Source organism: Pseudomonas sp. R4-84 (genome assembly GCF_054130985.1).
Genome location: NZ_CP096390.1, coordinates 4442964 through 4459532, shown reverse-complemented (window position 1 = coordinate 4459532; position 16569 = coordinate 4442964). Strand labels below are relative to the sequence as shown.

15 protein-coding genes and 1 pseudogene are annotated in these 16569 nt (G+C 58.1%); 11 read left to right on the top strand and 5 right to left on the bottom strand.

All coding sequences use genetic code 11. The features are described from left to right. Window positions 1-136: 136 nt before the first annotated feature. Complete coding sequence (rhlB, locus tag M1D68_RS20355) at window positions 137-1612, bottom strand: ATP-dependent RNA helicase RhlB (protein WP_434675909.1); 1476 nt, start codon at window positions 1610-1612, stop codon at window positions 137-139. A gap of 97 nt (window positions 1613-1709) precedes the next feature. After that, window positions 1710-2366, bottom strand: coding sequence for an alpha/beta hydrolase (locus tag M1D68_RS20350; RefSeq protein ID WP_445570842.1), 657 nt, complete (start codon window positions 2364-2366; stop codon window positions 1710-1712). A 470-nt stretch (window positions 2367-2836) separates the two neighbouring features. Between M1D68_RS20350 and M1D68_RS20345 the strand changes: the two genes are divergently transcribed. From M1D68_RS20345 to M1D68_RS20330, 4 genes are all read left to right on the top strand, one after another. Beyond that, window positions 2837-3868: an amino acid ABC transporter substrate-binding protein gene (locus M1D68_RS20345; protein ID WP_186610954.1), complete on the top strand. Its 1032-nt coding sequence runs from the start codon at window positions 2837-2839 to the stop codon at window positions 3866-3868. Between the two features lie 65 nt (window positions 3869-3933). Beyond that, window positions 3934-5115: an amino acid ABC transporter permease gene (locus tag M1D68_RS20340; protein WP_420765378.1), complete on the top strand. Its 1182-nt coding sequence runs from the start codon at window positions 3934-3936 to the stop codon at window positions 5113-5115. Between the two features lie 10 nt (window positions 5116-5125). Continuing rightward, the gene (locus M1D68_RS20335; protein ID WP_457968121.1) at window positions 5126-6223 is read left to right on the top strand and encodes an amino acid ABC transporter permease; all 1098 of its coding nucleotides are present in this window, start codon (window positions 5126-5128) and stop codon (window positions 6221-6223) included. 10 nt (window positions 6224-6233) lie between these two features. Continuing rightward, window positions 6234-6998: an amino acid ABC transporter ATP-binding protein gene (locus tag M1D68_RS20330; RefSeq protein ID WP_003178331.1), complete on the top strand. Its 765-nt coding sequence runs from the start codon at window positions 6234-6236 to the stop codon at window positions 6996-6998. A gap of 56 nt (window positions 6999-7054) precedes the next feature. Here M1D68_RS20330 and M1D68_RS20325 read toward each other — a convergent pair whose 3' ends face one another. Continuing rightward, window positions 7055-7540 carry a type II toxin-antitoxin system MqsA family antitoxin gene (locus M1D68_RS20325; RefSeq protein WP_457968120.1) on the bottom strand — a complete coding sequence of 162 codons (486 nt, stop codon included), beginning with the start codon at window positions 7538-7540 and terminating at the stop codon, window positions 7055-7057. Next, window positions 7537-7848 (bottom strand): type II toxin-antitoxin system MqsR family toxin, encoded by a 312-nt coding sequence (locus M1D68_RS20320; protein WP_457968119.1) that lies wholly within the window; start codon window positions 7846-7848, stop codon window positions 7537-7539. The genes M1D68_RS20325 and M1D68_RS20320 overlap by 4 nt, the downstream gene beginning before the upstream one ends. Window positions 7849-8015: 167 nt before the next feature. Here M1D68_RS20320 and M1D68_RS20315 point away from each other — a divergent pair, with 167 nt between their 5' ends. The 7 genes and pseudogenes from M1D68_RS20315 (at window position 8016) to M1D68_RS20285 (ending at window position 14684) form a co-directional block, all read left to right on the top strand. Then, a complete protein-coding gene (locus M1D68_RS20315; protein ID WP_457968118.1) occupies window positions 8016-8675 on the top strand; it encodes a FadR/GntR family transcriptional regulator in 660 nt (219 codons plus the stop codon). Beyond that, window positions 8665-9993: a CynX/NimT family MFS transporter gene (locus tag M1D68_RS20310; RefSeq protein WP_420765373.1), complete on the top strand. Its 1329-nt coding sequence runs from the start codon at window positions 8665-8667 to the stop codon at window positions 9991-9993. The genes M1D68_RS20315 and M1D68_RS20310 overlap by 11 nt, the downstream gene beginning before the upstream one ends. An 87-nt stretch (window positions 9994-10080) precedes the next feature. Further along, window positions 10081-10551: a nuclear transport factor 2 family protein gene (locus tag M1D68_RS20305; RefSeq protein ID WP_457968117.1), complete on the top strand. Its 471-nt coding sequence runs from the start codon at window positions 10081-10083 to the stop codon at window positions 10549-10551. A gap of 40 nt (window positions 10552-10591) precedes the next feature. Continuing rightward, a complete protein-coding gene (locus M1D68_RS20300; protein WP_457968116.1) occupies window positions 10592-10915 on the top strand; it encodes a GIY-YIG nuclease family protein in 324 nt (107 codons plus the stop codon). A 79-nt stretch (window positions 10916-10994) separates the two neighbouring features. Next, window positions 10995-11922 (top strand): annotated as a pseudogene (locus tag M1D68_RS20295) (glutathione S-transferase family protein). A 259-nt stretch (window positions 11923-12181) separates the two neighbouring features. Continuing rightward, window positions 12182-13399 carry a DUF2599 domain-containing protein gene (locus M1D68_RS20290; protein ID WP_434560465.1) on the top strand — a complete coding sequence of 406 codons (1218 nt, stop codon included), beginning with the start codon at window positions 12182-12184 and terminating at the stop codon, window positions 13397-13399. 79 nt (window positions 13400-13478) lie between these two features. Beyond that, the gene (locus tag M1D68_RS20285; RefSeq protein WP_457968115.1) at window positions 13479-14684 is read left to right on the top strand and encodes a DUF2599 domain-containing protein; all 1206 of its coding nucleotides are present in this window, start codon (window positions 13479-13481) and stop codon (window positions 14682-14684) included. Between the two features lie 571 nt (window positions 14685-15255). Here the strand turns inward: M1D68_RS20285 and yejK are convergent. Continuing rightward, the gene (gene yejK, locus M1D68_RS20280) at window positions 15256-16260 is read right to left on the bottom strand and encodes a nucleoid-associated protein YejK (RefSeq protein WP_030139623.1); all 1005 of its coding nucleotides are present in this window, start codon (window positions 16258-16260) and stop codon (window positions 15256-15258) included. Between the last annotated feature and the right edge of the window lie 309 nt (window positions 16261-16569).

Genomic DNA, 16569 nt, shown 5'->3' with positions numbered 1-16569 from the left:
TTTGTCCATTATGGACTTTTAGTTTATACGAGCAATATCCCCGGGCAAAAAAAAACGCAGCCTGTGTTGGCTGCGCTGATCGTTCCCACGCGCTGCGTGGGAATGCCTCAATGGACGCGTTGCGTCCGTCTCGACGTTAGGGCCGCTTGCGCTCAACCGGCCGCAACAGATGAGTCGGTGGCATCTCGCAACTGATCTTGCGACCCAGCAGCGCTTCGATCGACGGCAACTGGTAAGAGTCGTCTTCGCCGGCAAAGCTGATCGATACACCTGCTGCCCCGGCACGACCCGTGCGACCAATGCGGTGCACATAGTCGTCCGGTACTTCAGGCAAGGTGAAGTTGATCACATGGCTGATGCCGTCGATGTGAATGCCCCGACCCGCCACATCGGTGGCGACCAGCACGCGGATTTTGCCTTCGCGGAAACCTTCCAGTGTCTTGATCCGCTTGTGCTGCGGCACGTCGCCCGAGAGCTGGGCGGCGTTGACGCCGTCGCGCACCAGGCGTTCCTCGATGCGGCGCACTTCGTCCTTGCGGTTGGCAAATACCATCACCCGCTCCCAGCCATTGTCGTTGACCAGGTTGTAGAGCAGCTTGTACTTGTCGGCACCGGCGACGGCGTAGATGTGCTGCTCCACATTTTCACTGGCGACGTTCTCGGCTTCGATCTCGACGATGGCCGGGTCAGTCGTCCACTGTTTGGCGAGGTTCATCACATCGTCGGTGAAGGTGGCGGAGAACAGCAGGGTCTGGCGTTCGCTTTTCGGCGGGGTCTGGCGAATGATCTGGCGGACCTGGGGAATGAAGCCCATGTCGAGCATGCGGTCGGCTTCGTCCAGCACCATCACTTCGACCATGTCCAGGTGCACGTCGCCGCGCTGGTTGAAATCCAGCAGGCGGCCCGGCGTGGCCACGAGGATGTCGCAGTGGCGGGCTTCGAGGTGCTTGAGCTGCTTGTCGAAATCCATGCCGCCCACGAACGTCATCACGTTCAGACCGGTGTACTTGGTCAGGTCGGCGGCGTCCTTGGCGATTTGCACCACCAGTTCGCGGGTCGGCGCAATGATCAGCGCGCGCGGTTCGCCCATATAGCGTTCCTTGGGCGGTGGGGTCTGAAGCAATTGGGTAATGATGGAAATCAGGAATGCGGCGGTCTTGCCGGTGCCGGTCTGGGCACGGCCGATGGCGTCTTTGCCAGCGAGGGTGTAACCGAGCACCTGCGCCTGGATCGGCGTGCAATAGGGGAAGCCCAGGTCCTGGATGGCATGCATCAATTCAGGGGCGAGCTTGAAATCGTGGAAGCGGGTCTTGCCTTCCTGGGGCTCTACGACAAAGTCCTCGAGCTTCCAGGCGACGACGGGCGGTTTTGGTGCGCGTTCGCGGCGCGGCCTTGGCGCTTCGCTGCGTGGCTTTTCCTGGGCGGGGGCCGCGACAGGCTGGGCTGCGGTGGCGGTTGGCGGCGTTGTTTTCGCCTCCGCAACCGGCGGTGCGGTCCGGCGCGACTGCTGCGCATCGGCGCGGTTCGGGGCCTGGGGCGCGCTGGCGACAGGCGCGAGCTGCTCGGCCTCGCTTTTACCGAACATCTTCTTGAGTGCTTTGAGCACGGTCATCTCATCGATTGGTTAAGGAATGTACGCCGGCCAGTGTAATGCAAGAAACGGGCGCGGCGTAGTGTGTTCATCAAAGCGCTGGCGTGCGATAGGCCTCTTAGCGCAACTGCTTATCCAGCCAGGCGCCGATGTCGCGGATCTCCTCGGGTAACACTTCGTGGCCCATTGGGTATTCCTGCCATGTCACGGTGACACCATGCTGCTTCAGATACTCTTTCGCCGTCCGGCCCATCGGGTTGAGCACCACCTCGTCGTATTGTCCGTGCAACGCCAGTACCGGGATGCGCTGCTGGCTGGCAGAGAGTTGCAATTCCTCGCTGAAAGTTGGCGCATATGTGGACAGCGCGATAACGCCCCCCAGGGGCCCCTGCCATTTGACGAATGCGGTGTGATAGACCACCGCGCCACCTTGGGAAAAACCCGCGAGGAAGATTCGCGAAGCGTCTATTCCGCTGGATCGCTGGGCTTCCATCAGGTCGATGACCCGCTGGGCCGAGGTTTCGAGTTGATCTTCGTCAATGGCTCGAGCCGGGCTCAGGGCGCGGATGTCGTACCAGCTTGGCATGGCATAGCCACCATTGATGGTGACGGGCTGAGTGGGTGCTTGAGGCAGGACGAAACGTGTGGTGAGCAGGCTTTGCTGCAACATTTCGGCTACCGGCATGAAGTCGTAGCGATCGGCGCCCAGGCCGTGGAGCCAGATAATGCAGGCATCGGCGGTGCCAGAAGGCTCGAGAATCAAGGGGTCGGTCATGGTGTGCTCCAAAAATGTGCGGGCGCGCTCGATCAGTGCATGGTTACGGTGCGCGCTTGGTGCCTCAGTTAATTACATGTCGCAATGCTACAACTTTTTGTCTTGACGTACCCGGTATGGGGTAAGCGCAGCGGTATGGTACGGGCTTTGCTATGGGGTAGCTGAGTGATGATTCTCACGCTGCGCGGTAACACTATCAGCTAGACGCGACGCATGGGATATCAGAAATCCGGTGATGGATGTTCGCCAATAGCCGCTACGGGCTTCGCGAACGTGAAGGGCTACAGCCCGTTCGGCCGATTGGTGAGAAGTGAGCAGGCCGCTGTTGATGGGCGCTCTCATTAATAGACTCATAGCGAAGGCCCAGACGTCGGTCGACCCTAAAAAAAGCCAACAGGGGTCGGCAATGCCTCAAAAGGGTGCGACAGGGCTCAAGCTCCGACACAACAAGAGCAAAACTGGAGGTTTGAATGAAGTTACTGAAATCCACCCTGGCAGTCGTGACTGCAGCAGCAGTCCTCGGCGTCAGCGGGTTCGCTCAGGCGGGTGCAACCCTGGATGCCGTGCAGAAGAAAGGTTTTGTGCAATGTGGTGTAAGTGATGGCTTGCCGGGCTTCTCGGTGCCAGATTCCACCGGCAAGATCGTCGGTATCGACGCTGACTTCTGCCGTGCCGTTGCCGCTGCGGTATTTGGCGATGCGACCAAGGTCAAGTTCAGCCAGTTGAACGCCAAGGAGCGCTTCACCGCGCTGCAATCGGGCGAAATCGACGTGCTGTCGCGCAACTCCACCATGACCAGCTCCCGTGATGCGGGCATGGGCCTGAAGTTTCCTGGCTTCATCACCTACTATGACGGCATCGGTTTCCTGGCCAACAGCAAACTGGGCGTCAAGAGCGCCAAAGAACTGGACGGTGCAACCATCTGCATCCAGGCCGGTACCACCACCGAACTGAACGTATCCGACTACTTCCGCGCCAACGGCCTGAAGTACACCCCGATCACCTTCGACACCTCCGATGAAAGCGCCAAGTCGCTGGAATCCGGTCGTTGCGACGTGCTGACCTCCGACAAGTCCCAGCTGTTCGCCCAGCGCAGCAAGCTGGCCTCGCCAAAGGACTACGTGGTTCTGCCGGAAACCATTTCCAAGGAGCCTCTGGGCCCGGTCGTGCGTAACGGCGACGACGAGTGGCTGGCTATCGTGCGTTGGACTGGCTTCGCCATGCTCAATGCCGAAGAAGCAGGCGTGACTTCGAAGAACGTCGAAGCCGAAGCCAAGTCCACCAAGAACCCTGACGTCGCTCGTATGCTGGGCGCTGACGGTGAATACGGTAAAGACCTGAAGCTGCCTAAGGACTGGGTCGTGCAGATCGTCAAGCAAGTCGGCAACTACGGCGAAATGTTCGAGCGCAACCTCGGCAAAGACACCCCGCTGCAAATCGATCGCGGTCTGAACGCTCTGTGGAACGCAGGCGGCATCCAATACGCACCACCAGTGCGCTGATGGTTCTATCACCCGGTGGGCCAACCACCGGGTGATGTTCTGTTCCATTCTTTGCGGGGCACTTCATGCAAAATTCAATCGGCGCACCTAAGCAGAGGTTCAGCCTCAGCGATCCACGAGTGCGTGCGTGGGTATTTCAGATCGTCACCATCGTGGCGGTCATCTCGCTGGGCTGGTTTCTGTTCGATAACACACAAACCAACCTGGAACACCGGGGCATCACGTCCGGTTTCGGTTTTCTGGAGCGCAGTGCCGGGTTCGGCATCGCCCAACATCTGATCGACTACACCGAAGCGGACAGTTATGCCCGCGTCTTTGTCATCGGTCTGCTCAACACCCTCCTGGTGACCTTCATTGGCGTGATCCTGGCGACCATCCTGGGGTTCATCATCGGCGTCGCACGCTTGTCGCAGAACTGGATCATCTCCAAGCTGGCGACCGTCTATGTGGAGGTTTTCCGTAACATCCCACCGCTGTTGCAAATCCTGTTCTGGTACTTCGCCGTATTCCTGACCATGCCGGGACCACGGGCTGCCCACAATTTCGGTGACACGTTCTTCGTCAGCAGCCGGGGCCTGAACATGCCGGCGGCGCTGGTGGCCGATGGGTTCTGGCCGTTCGTGATCAGCATCGTGCTGGCGATTGTCGCGATCGTGCTGATGACGCGCTGGGCCAACAAGCGCTTCGAAGCGACGGGCGAGCCGTTTCACAAATTCTGGGTCGGCCTGGCGCTGTTCCTGGTGATCCCGGCAATCTGCGCTTTGGTCTTCGGGGCGCCTGTGCATTGGGAAATGCCACAGCTCAAGGGCTTCAACTTCGTCGGCGGCTGGGTGTTGATCCCGGAGCTGCTTGCGTTGACCCTGGCCTTGACCGTGTACACCGCGGCGTTCATCGCCGAGATCGTGCGCTCGGGCATCAAGTCGGTCAGCCATGGCCAGACCGAGGCGGCCCGTTCCCTGGGGCTGCGCAACGGTCCGACCTTGCGCAAAGTCATCATCCCGCAAGCCCTGCGTGTAATCATTCCGCCCTTGACCAGCCAATACCTGAACCTGGCGAAGAACTCTTCCCTGGCGGCTGGTATCGGTTACCCGGAAATGGTTTCGCTGTTTGCCGGCACGGTGTTGAACCAGACCGGCCAGGCCATCGAGGTGATTGCGATCACCATGAGCGTGTACCTGGCGATCAGTATCAGCATTTCCTTGCTGATGAACTGGTACAACAAGCGCATTGCGCTGATCGAGCGGTGAGGAAACGCGCATGACATCTCATACTTTCAAACCCGACATGCCACCGCCGAGCAGCAGTATCGGCGTGGTGGCATGGATGCGCGCCAACATGTTCTCCAGCTGGCTCAACACGCTGTTGACGTTGTTTGCGTTCTACCTGATCTACCTGATCATTCCGCCTATCCTGCAATGGACGATCCTGGATGCCAACTGGGTCGGCACCACCCAGGCCGACTGCACCAAGGAAGGCGCTTGCTGGGTGTTCATCCAGCAGCGTTTCGGCCAGTTCATGTACGGCTATTACCCGACGGGCCTGCGCTGGCGCGTGGACCTGACCGTGTGGCTGGCCGTGATCGGCGTGGCGCCACTGTTCATCTCGCGCTTCCCGCGCAAGGCGATCTACGGCCTGAGCTTCCTCGTGCTGTACCCGATCATCGCCTGGTGCCTGTTGCACGGCGGCGTGCTGGGCCTGGATACCGTGGCGACCAGCCAGTGGGGCGGCCTGATGCTGACTCTGGTGATTGCCACCGTCGGCATCGCCGGAGCCTTGCCGCTGGGTATCGTCCTTGCGCTTGGCCGTCGCTCCAACCTGCCGGCGATCCGCGTGGTCTGCGTGACGTTCATCGAGTTCTGGCGCGGCGTGCCGTTGATCACAGTGCTGTTCATGTCCTCGGTCATGCTGCCGTTGTTCCTGCCTGAAGGCATGAACTTCGACAAGCTGCTGCGGGCGCTGATCGGCGTGATCCTGTTCCAGTCGGCCTACGTGGCCGAAGTGGTTCGCGGTGGCCTGCAAGCGATTCCCAAGGGGCAGTACGAAGCGGCCGCGGCGATGGGCCTGGGGTACTGGCGCAGCATGGGCCTGGTGATTCTGCCGCAAGCCCTGAAAATGGTGATCCCGGGGATCGTCAACACGTTTATCGCGTTGTTCAAGGACACGAGCCTGGTGATCATCATCGGCCTGTTCGACCTGCTCAACAGCGTGAAACAAGCTGCCGCCGACCCGAAATGGCTGGGCATGGCCACTGAAGGCTATGTGTTCGCCGCCCTGGTGTTCTGGATTTTCTGTTTTGGTATGTCCCGCTATTCCATGCATTTGGAACGCAAGCTGGACACTGGCCACAAGCGTTAGGAGTTGACTCATGAGTGAAGCGATCAAACAGCCTGTGAGCCCTGAAGGCATTATTCAGATGCAGGGCGTGAACAAGTGGTACGGCCAGTTCCACGTGTTGAAAGATATCAACCTGAACGTCAAGCAGGGCGAGCGCATCGTGCTGTGCGGCCCGTCGGGTTCCGGCAAGTCCACGACTATCCGCTGCCTCAACCGCCTGGAAGAGCACCAGCAGGGTCGCATCGTGGTCGACGGCGTCGAGCTGACCAACGACCTCAAGCAGATCGAAGCGATCCGTCGTGAAGTCGGCATGGTGTTCCAGCACTTTAACCTGTTCCCGCACCTGACCATTCTGCAGAATTGCACCCTGGCGCCCATGTGGGTGCGCAAGATGCCCAAGCGCAAGGCCGAGGAAATCGCCATGCACTATCTGGAGCGCGTTCGCATTCCAGAGCAGGCGCACAAATACCCGGGTCAGCTCTCCGGTGGTCAGCAACAGCGCGTGGCGATTGCCCGCGCCCTATGCATGAAGCCGAAAATCATGTTGTTCGACGAGCCGACTTCGGCCCTCGACCCGGAAATGGTGAAAGAGGTTCTGGACACCATGATCGGCCTGGCCGAAGACGGCATGACCATGCTCTGCGTAACCCACGAAATGGGCTTCGCCCGTACCGTGGCGAACCGTGTGATCTTCATGGACAAGGGTGAAATCGTCGAACAGGCCGCGCCGAACGACTTCTTCGACAACCCGCAGAACGACCGCACCAAGCTGTTCCTGAGCCAGATCCTGCATTGATCTGATCAGGCGGCGAAATAGACCCGGACTTGTCCGGGTTTATTTTTGTCCGCAGGTCAGAGATCCGCCGTGTCGCGTTCCCCATGGCGACTCGACAGCAGTCGCTGCAAATCGGCTCCGTCACTCAGCGCAACGACCTCAGCCATCAGATGCGGATGGCGATCAAGCAGCCGCATCAGCACGAACAGCGATTGAGCCGGGGCGACTTCGCCGCGCTCATAGCGGGAGAAGGCGTTGTGTCCGCCTCCCGACAACAGCTTCACTGCGTCTTTCTGCGTGAGGTGCAGTTTGCGCCGGATGCGTTTGATTTCCGCACCTATGGCCAGCGCATAATCTTCGAGCAACAGGTCGCTGGCCTTGGAGTAACGCTCGGCACTGTCAGTGTCGTGATCGAATTCGATTTCCCCGCAGACCCGGCATTCCCATCCGGCGGTGTCGGATACTTGCCGGGTAACCTGCTTATAGTCGACCGCAAATGTACGGCCTTGGAAGTGATGCATCGCTTCGAGAGTGCCGCAGCTGACGCATTGCTGGGTTTTCATTGGTTTTTCTCCTTGAAGGAGATCACCGGATGCCCACCGCCGGGGCGATAGGACACTTTGATGTAGATCTCCCGATCCTGAAATGATGTGTGATAGACGTCTTGCCAGATTCGGTGATCGGCGTAGGTCGTCATTGATTTGTGCAGCATTCTGTATGCGAGCAATTTAACGATTCGCAGCATTTGGGGAAGACTCAGCGACATCCTTCTGCCGCCCTCCCGCGCACTTAGCGTGAAGGCCTTGCTTCCCAACCTTCGAGTCTCGACCTTGACCACCGCCAGGTCGTAATGGGGTGTGCTCTTTTCCATAAGAAGTCATTTGCCCTGTTTCTGAAATTACCCATATTGGGTAATTATGTCCAATCGAAATTTCAGGATCTTTTACCTCCAATAAAACGTAGGCGGTTGCTGTCCTACACGAAGCTGACTAACATGTCAGAAAATTCATCCCATGATTGGATGAAAAGGCGAAGCCCATGTCCGACATTTCTCCATTGATAAAGCGCTCGTTGGTCGATCAGGCCCTGGAGCAATTGCGCCAACGCATCAGCGACGGCGTGTGGGTCGTCGGCCAGCGCCTGCCCACCGAGCCGGAGCTGGTTGCCGAGTTGGGCATCAGCCGCAACACCGTGCGCGAAGCCATGCGCGTGCTGGCGTTTTCCGGGTTGATCGAAATCCGTCAGGGCGACGGCAGCTATGTGCGGGCGGTGGTCGATCCGCTGGACACGCTCAAGGCGTTGTCGCGCTGCTCACTGGAGCAGGCGAGGGAAACCCGGCACATCCTGGAAGTGGAGGCCATTGGCCTGGCGGCGCTGCGGCGCACCGAGGCGGATTTGGCTGCCTTGCGCCAGGCGCTGAAAACCAGCGCAGAGCATTACCACGGCGACCTGGAGCACTACATCGCCTGCGACCTGATTTTCCATCGGCTTCTGGTGGATGCCGCGCATAACCCGGCCCTCAGCGAGCTCTATCGTTATTTTTCCAGCGTGATCGGCGCGCAGTTGCGCCAGAGCCTCAACGTCATTCCTCGCCATCAACACGTGTTCGACCTGCATGTCGAAATCCTCGACGCCGTCGAACGACAGGAGCCGGAGCGGGCCAAGGCCCTTTGCCGGCAGTTGATCAATGAACCCTGAACCAGAGCTTTCCATGTCCCGCGACCCGCTTGACCACGCCACCGCGACGACGCACAAACGTGCCGCCGAACTCGAAGAACTGCTGATCGACGCCGAAGCCGACGATGAGCAAGCCCAGCAGAACCATCCATTGGTGCGCCGGCCCTGGCTGTTGTTGCTCGGGCTGATTTTGGTGGCGCTGAACCTGCGTCCGGCTCTGTCGAGTATGGCGCCGCTGCTCAGTGATGTATCAAAAAGCCTTGGACTGTCGGCTGCCCAAGCGGGCCTGCTGACTACGCTGCCCGTGCTTTGCCTGGGGTTGTTTGCACCGCTGGCTCCGGTTCTGGCTCGGCGTTTTGGCGCAGAGCGCGTCGTGTTGGGGATTTTGCTCACGTTGGCTGGCGGGATCATTCTGCGCAGTTCGTTCGGCCAGTTCGGGCTGTTCGCCGGTAGCATCCTGGCAGGTGCCAGCATTGGCGTGATCGGCGTGCTGCTGCCGGGCATCGTCAAGCGCGACTTCGCCAAACAGGCTGGGGCCATGACCGGTGTCTACACCATGGCGCTGTGCCTGGGCGCCGCGATGGCGGCCGGGGCTACGGTGCCTTTGAGCGAACGAATGGGCGATAGCTGGTCGCTTGGCCTGGGTTTCTGGATGCTGCCTGCGCTATTGGCCGCGGTGTTCTGGTTACCGCAAGTGGGGCACAAGCACGGCGCTCACAACGTGGCCTATCGTGTCCGCGGTCTGCTGCGTGATCCATTGGCCTGGCAGGTGACGTTGTACATGGGGTTGCAGTCTTCCCTGGCCTACATCGTATTCGGTTGGCTGCCGTCGATTCTCATCGGCCGGGGCCTGACGCCAACCCAGGCCGGGCTGGTGCTGTCCGGTTCGGTGATCGTGCAATTGATCAGCTCGCTGGCGGCGCCATGGCTGGCAACGCGCGGCAAGGACCAACGGCTCGCCATCGTGATTGTGATGGTCATGGCCCTCGGCGGTCTGTTCGGTTGCCTCTATGCCCCTATCGAGGGCCTGTGGGGCTGGGCGATCTTGTTGGGGTTGGGGCAGGGCGCGACGTTCAGCCTGGCCCTTACCCTGATCGTATTGCGCTCGCGCGACGCCCACGTGGCCGCGAACCTTTCGAGCATGGCCCAGGGTTTTGGTTACACGCTGGCGTCCCTGGGGCCGTTCGCGGTGGGCGTGGTACATGACTGGACTGGCGGCTGGAGTGCTCTGGGCTGGATCTTCGGCGTGATTGGCCTGGGGGCGATCATCGCGGGAATCGGTGCCGGTCGGGCTCTGTACGTCGGCGTGGTCAGCGAAAGAGTCACCGAGCCTCATTGATATCATTTTCATGGCGAATGACGATGGTCTTCCCGGCGGCGGGGGATTATCGTGCAGGCCTGTCGAACCGTTTCCCGGAGCCTGTCCATGAGTGATGCCCATAACGCCCTGATCTCCCGTTTCTACCAGGCCTTCCAACGCTTGGATGCCGAGGCCATGAGCGCTTGTTATACCGATGACGTGGTGTTCAGCGATCCGGCGTTCGGCGAACTGCGCGGGCGCGATGCCGGTGACATGTGGCGCATGTTGACCACTCGGGCCAAGGATTTTTCCCTGACGTTCGACAATGTGCGCAGCGACGAGCGCAGCGGCGGCGCCCATTGGGTGGCAACGTACCTGTTCAGCCAGACCGGCAATATCGTGGTCAACGATATCCAGGCGCGCTTTGTGTTTCGCGATGACAAGATCTGCGAGCACCACGACAATTTCGATCTGTGGCGCTGGTCTCGCCAGGCTTTGGGCGCCAAGGGTCTCTTGCTGGGCTGGACGCCGCTGGTGCGCAACGCTGTCAGGGCGCAGGCCCTCAAGGGGCTGCGGGCGTTCCAGGCCAGTCGCTGATAAGATCGCGGCTTGTTTCCTACCTGCTTGTTGAACATCCGTGACGACCGCCAACGAATCTTCCGAACTGTGCGTGCCCGAGGCGACCGAGCCGGGCAAGCCCTGGTTCGTCTACCTGGTGCGGGCCGCCAATGGCTCGTTGTACTGCGGCATCAGCGATGACCCGGTGCGGCGCTTCGCCAAGCATCAAAGCGGCAAGGGCGCGCGCTTTTTTCTTTCCAGCCCGGCCGTGGCGCTGGTGTACACCGAAGCCTGCCGCGACCAGGGCGAGGCCCTGCGCCAGGAACGGCTGATCAAGAAGCTCAGGAAGAGCGCCAAGGAATGCCTGGTAGCCAGCGCAACGGCTCTTGATCAACCGCGCTGATAGTCCTTCATCACGCCGGTAGGCTGTTGTTCCTTGGCGCGCTAAAGTGCGGGACTTCCTACCTGCATTGGCGAATCTCATGTCAGAGCTGATTCTTCACCATTACCCGACATCTCCTTTCGCGGAAAAAGCCCGCCTGCTGCTGGGTTATAAAGGCTTGGCCTGGCGCTCGGTGAACATCCCGCCGATGATGCCCAAGCCCGACCTGACCGCGCTCACCGGCGGCTACCGCAAGACACCGGTCCTGCAAATCGGCGCGGATATCTATTGCGACACCGCCTTGATGGCCCGTCGGTTGGAGCAGGAAAAAGCCTCGCCGGCGCTGTTCCCTGAAGGTCGTGAAATGATCGCGGCGTCCTTTGCGGCGTGGGCCGATTCGGTGGTATTCCAGCATGCGGTGAGTCTGGTGTTTCAGCCGGAGTCGGTGGCGGTGCGTTTTGCCAAGTTGCCGCCTGAAGCGATCAAGGCGTTCATCAGCGACCGCGCTGGCCTGTTCAGTGGCGGCACGGCCACGCGCTTGTCCGCCGAGCAGGCCAAGCACCAATGGCCGGCGATCATGGCGCGGCTTGAGCAGCAGTTGCAGCGCGAAGAGGGGGATTTCCTGCTGGGTGATCCTTCGATTGCCGACTTTGCCATGGCTCATCCGCTGTGGTTCCTCAAGGGCACGCCCGTCACTTCGCCGTTGGTGGACGAATACCCTGCGGTATCGGCTTGGCTGTCGGGTTTTCGGTCATGGCGCGCCGAAAGAGATGAGCTCCGAAGAGGCGTTGGACGTGGCCCGGAACGCGACGCCGGCAGCGTTGCCGGATGAATTGTTCAATGAGCCAAATGGCTTTGTGGTGGGGCAGCAGGTAGTGGTCGCCGCGACTGACTATGGGGTCGATCCGGTGGCCGGGGAGTTGTTGTTTGCAGGCAGTGAGGAGCTGATCTTGCGTCGCGAAGATGAGCGCGCCGGAGCAGTGCATGTGCATTTTCCGCGGATGGGTTTCAGTCTTTCGTCCACATAACTGAAGCACCTCCCATCCAGCTTGAAGCTTCAATCCACTCCATGACCAGGCAATAGCGGTTTCCAGGATTCCGTTATTGCCTGCCGGTCGAAGAAAATCCTAATTGGCCAGCGCAACGGACGGGCCGCGTCTAGCGTTTTCTGTTTGATTTCCCCCATCGTTTATAGCGGATCAGTTCTAAAAACTGTCAGTTTCGACAGTGGGCGGCGCTTGAGCGCTGCGTTTCACTGTGGGTGGAAAGTTAAAGAACGGGTGCGCTATGAAATATATATATATCGTGTCAGCGGCTTCCGCATGGTTGACGTTATGCGGCGCAACGCTATTGCCCTACGCGACTCCGGAGCAACGTGGCGTTGAAGTCGCAGATCAGTTGAGGCGAAATTATAACGATCTGACGACCGATTGCGGAGCAGTCAGCAGACCTTCCTTTTTATGTTCGGGCGTCATCCTGCGAGGTACGATATATTCCGACAACTACAGGGCTTGGGATCCGAGCCCCCAATCAACTGCTCAGGGCGGCACGTCTTTTTCATTCTTACGGAAAGATGCGAAGTTCAACTCCCTGGCGTCTAACCATAAAAATGGTTATATCCTTTATCCGGAGTTCCTGAAGCCGGTCAGCACGATGACCAGGGCCAGCGTGCTTTGCGCGTTTCCTGTTGATGCCGGGAGTCATCTCCGGCTTTCGGCCGGCTGTGGTGACTTTACGTCAACACCTCAGGTTGAAGACTACTGTCAGAACCTTGGCATAACTACCGCTGAGCAATGGAATACGCATTACCGAAATAATGGGAGCTCCCATTATCGTGCCTGCGGATTTAACGTAGCGGCAAATCCACAGGGAAAAGGTGCCGAGGCATTTAAAGCGACGCTTCGTTCCATGAAATATACAGAGGACGAAAACTTCGGCAACGCTGGTCGCAGTAATAACGAACTACGGATCGCAGCATGGCCTTCTGGGCTAGCTGAGCAACTTCCAATACAAGCGTTTTTTTATTTGACTGGGGGGGTGGAATTCGCTAAAAAAGACCAGCGAGCATTTTATGCCGATGGCGGGAGATTTGTGCCCGTTATTAAACTGGCCTTCCCCGCCACCCCGGGGCAAGACGCAACGTTTACATACAGTAGTGCTGACCAGGCCTCGCTGGGAGATGTCGTTTGTAAACGATATATCGATTCGGCTTCTTGGGAGAAACGTTTTGACCCGGGTTTGAATGCGCAGGCTTGGACGCTATCGGTCATTCCGACGGACTGCGGGAGATCAATCGGGGCCGGACAAACCGAGGCGTTCTACAGTGAAATGTTGCGTAATTATGGCAACAGTGCCGAGTGGAAAGAACGGGACGGTGGAGGGATGCGCCGGCAACTGGTGTGTTTGATTTCTACCGTGCGTACAAAGGATGTATGGAATCTTGAGCCATTTCGCCCTTATACCACCCATGAAAAAGCCGTGGCAGCAGGTTGCAATAATACCTAGCGAATTCGTCCCGTGTGGCGCCGCGTTATTGAGAGAGTTGGCGGTGCTCTTGTTTTAATCTTTAGTAAGAGAGGTTGACATGAGATATTTAGCGCAAGCTCTGATATCAACTGGTTTTGGGTTGTCGCTGTCATTTGCCTCAGTGGTCCAAGCATTGGAGACTTCTGGGGCACAGGTCGCTTATGAATTGAAGACGCTCTATAACGACACGCCTGTTAATTGCGGCACAGCTTCTATGCCGGGTTTCTTATGCAGCGGTATTATTTTTCGGGCGACAATTCCTTCTACTGCCTATAAGTCCTGGGCGCCTAGCCCCCCAGCTGTCGCGAGTGGAGGGTTTTCATTTTCCTACCTAAGAGCTGATGCGGAATTCAGAAGATTGGTTCGCGACGAGAATAACGGTTTTATTATATTTCCTCCGTTGTTTGCGCCTGTGGGAAGGCAAAGAGTTGCCGTCTTATGCATGTTTCCGGTGGACGGTGTAACTGACGTTCGGGCTGAAAATGGCTGCGGCGTCGCTCGAGGCGCCAAATCAAACAGCGACCTCTGCCATCGGCAGGGCATCTATACAGCACAGCAATGGTACGAAAAGAGAGTGGCCGATGGTCACAGTAATTTCAGTCAGTGCGGCTTCAATGTAAAAGACGATGCCAATGAAAAGGCGACCGTCTCTTTCAACGAGGCCATCAAAGCAATGAGCCTGGGTGACAACGGAACCATTCATCAACAAAATGAAATGAGGTTGGCTACGGCTGCGTGGGACGTCAGCCGGCCTGAGACGTTGCCAATAAAAGCCTTCTTTTACCTGCCGGGGGGGTTGGCAGATGCCCAGTATGATCAAAGGGATTATTATTCGACAACAAGAGTTCTAGTGCCTGTTATTGCAATGACGTTGCCTGGTACCCGGGCCCAAGATGCCAGTTTTGTTTTCAAAGCGGCAGACCAAGCCATCAAGATGGCCGATCCAATGGACGGATACATCAACTACGCCAAATGGATAAAGCGCTATGACCCTGGCACACGGAAAGACGAGTGGAGCCTGTCTGTCGTTCCTACCGACAGGGGCCGCATGGCCACGTCGCAAAGCACAGACGCGGTGTATGCAGAATTGGTAAAAAGATACGGTGACGATCCGCGCTGGGTAAATAATGATGGCGGTGGAATGCGTCGCCAACTGGCTTGTCACTTCACTATCTCACGCAATAAATCGGAGTGGAATATGGAACCCTTCAGATCCAACGTTTCCCATGACGCGGCAGTGGCGGCAGGTTGTAATCCGATTTGATGTTCGAGGGGAAGATAAGGTTTATCCAAACGCCCAAAGCGGTTGCTTTGGGCGTTGGTTGGGAGTGGGTCAAGGGCTGCAGCTAATCCAATTGCTCGTAGCATTGAAAAAAGGCTGCGTCCTAAAAAAATTTCTCGCTTGGTTCACGGCGTCTGGGTACGTAGTTGCGTTGATTTGAATAGGGGGTCCTTGTTGTACGCCTTGAATCGTAAGGTATACACAAGTATAGGGGGCGGCAAAAGCTGACTCGGCATAGATTGATACCATTAAACTTAACAGGCCAAGACGGGCTACCTGTTGCATACGGAAGATTGGACGACGATGATTCGATTTCATTTTTATATGCTCCACGTACTATTCGGTCATGGGGTCATCCAGCCGCGCGGCAGCTGGACGCATATAAACTTATCTGGTGCATCAAAGGTAATAATACTGTAGAACTTGACAGTGCCGACCAACGGCGTCCATGTATTCTGGGCGACCGTTTTCCAGCTCACGGGGATTTAAACAACGCCATCGCGGGGCATCGATGGCGTGCTGTTGAGGCGATACTCAGTGGCTGTGCTGAATATCAATTACGACGCTTGAGCTGATCAGTCAACGAAGTCGGCAACCCCTTGATGATCAACGTCCCAGCCTCTTCGTCATACTCAATCTTCGAGCCCAGCAAGTGCGCTTCGAAGCTGATGGACAAGCCTTCGGCGCGCCCGGTGAAGCGGCGGAACTGGTTGAGGGTGCGTTTATCGGCGGGGATCTCCGGCGACAGGCCATAGTCCTTGTTTCGGATGTGATCGTAGAAGGCTTTCGGACGCTCTTCATCGATCAGTTCGGACAGTTCTTCCAGGCCCATCGGCTCACCGAGCTTGGCCTGGCTGCTGGCGTAGTCCACCAGGGTCTTGGTCTTTTCCCGGGCATCGTCTTCCGGCAGGTCCTCGCTTTCGACGAAGTCACTGAAGGCCTTGAGCAGGGTACGGGTCTCGCCGGGGCCGTCGACGCCTTCCTGGCAGCCGATGAAGTCGCGGAAGTACTCCGAGACTTTCTTGCCATTCTTGCCCTTGATGAACGAGATGTACTGTTTGGATTGCTTATTGTTCTGCCATTCCGACACGTTGATCCGCGCCGCCAGGTGCAACTGGCCCAGGTCCAGGTGGCGGGACGGGGTCACGTCCAGCTCGTCGGTGACTGCCACGCCTTCGCTGTGGTGCAGCAGGGCGATGGCCAGGTAATCGGTCATGCCCTGTTGGTAGTGGGCAAACAGCACGTGGCCGCCTACCGACAGGTTGGACTCTTCCATCAGTTTTTGCAGGTGTTCCACCGCCACACGACTGAAGGCGGTGAAGTCCTTACCGCCGTCCAGGTACTCCTTCAGCCAGCCGCTGAACGGATGCGCGCCGGACTCGGCATGGAAAAATCCCCAGGCCTTGCCTTGCTTGGCGTTATAGCTCTCGTTGAGATCGGCGAGCATGTTCTCGATGGCCGTGGATTCGGCGAGTTCAGAGTCGCGGGCATGAAGCACAGCAGGCGTGCCGTCGGGTTTTTTGTCGATCAGGTGGACGATGCAATGACGGATCGGCATGGATTTCTCGGCTGGTGAAAGAGAGGAGGGCGCGCTCCCCGAAAAAGGGCTCAGTGTACCGCAATCACTGGTTTTGCAACGCGTCGAAGGCCCTTTCAGACCCTTCCGACACCCTGCGAGCATTTTTTTACCGATTTAGCGCAATAAAGCTGACCAAATGGGTAGGTAGAGGCGGATATTTCACAGGCGTTGTGCTAGTTTTGCCCGGTCTTACGCGATGTCACTGCGTTAAGCGTGCATTCAGCATTTGTCAGGTCGAACCAAACCCGGATTTCGGCATCTATTACCCCGATCCGTCGTGGTGATGAC

Excerpts from the sequence above, each read along its gene's own strand:
- M1D68_RS20335 (WP_457968121.1), top strand. The coding sequence starts at position 5,126 with ATGACATCTCATACTTTCAAACCCGACATGCCACCGCCGAGCAGCAGT.
- M1D68_RS20305 (WP_457968117.1), top strand. The coding sequence starts at position 10,081 with ATGAGTGATGCCCATAACGCCCTGATCTCCCGTTTCTACCAGGCCTTC.
- rhlB (WP_434675909.1), bottom strand. The coding sequence starts at position 1,612 with ATGACCGTGCTCAAAGCACTCAAGAAGATGTTCGGTAAAAGCGAGGCC.
- M1D68_RS20290 (WP_434560465.1), top strand. The coding sequence starts at position 12,182 with ATGAAATATATATATATCGTGTCAGCGGCTTCCGCATGGTTGACGTTA.
- M1D68_RS20325 (WP_457968120.1), bottom strand. The coding sequence starts at position 7,540 with ATGAAAACCCAGCAATGCGTCAGCTGCGGCACTCTCGAAGCGATGCAT.
- M1D68_RS20345 (WP_186610954.1), top strand. The coding sequence starts at position 2,837 with ATGAAGTTACTGAAATCCACCCTGGCAGTCGTGACTGCAGCAGCAGTC.
- M1D68_RS20310 (WP_420765373.1), top strand. The coding sequence starts at position 8,665 with ATGAACCCTGAACCAGAGCTTTCCATGTCCCGCGACCCGCTTGACCAC.
- M1D68_RS20315 (WP_457968118.1), top strand. The coding sequence starts at position 8,016 with ATGTCCGACATTTCTCCATTGATAAAGCGCTCGTTGGTCGATCAGGCC.
- yejK (WP_030139623.1), bottom strand. The coding sequence starts at position 16,260 with ATGCCGATCCGTCATTGCATCGTCCACCTGATCGACAAAAAACCCGAC.
- M1D68_RS20320 (WP_457968119.1), bottom strand. The coding sequence starts at position 7,848 with ATGGAAAAGAGCACACCCCATTACGACCTGGCGGTGGTCAAGGTCGAG.
- M1D68_RS20340 (WP_420765378.1), top strand. The coding sequence starts at position 3,934 with ATGCAAAATTCAATCGGCGCACCTAAGCAGAGGTTCAGCCTCAGCGAT.
- M1D68_RS20350 (WP_445570842.1), bottom strand. The coding sequence starts at position 2,366 with ATGACCGACCCCTTGATTCTCGAGCCTTCTGGCACCGCCGATGCCTGC.
- M1D68_RS20285 (WP_457968115.1), top strand. The coding sequence starts at position 13,479 with ATGAGATATTTAGCGCAAGCTCTGATATCAACTGGTTTTGGGTTGTCG.
- M1D68_RS20330 (WP_003178331.1), top strand. The coding sequence starts at position 6,234 with ATGAGTGAAGCGATCAAACAGCCTGTGAGCCCTGAAGGCATTATTCAG.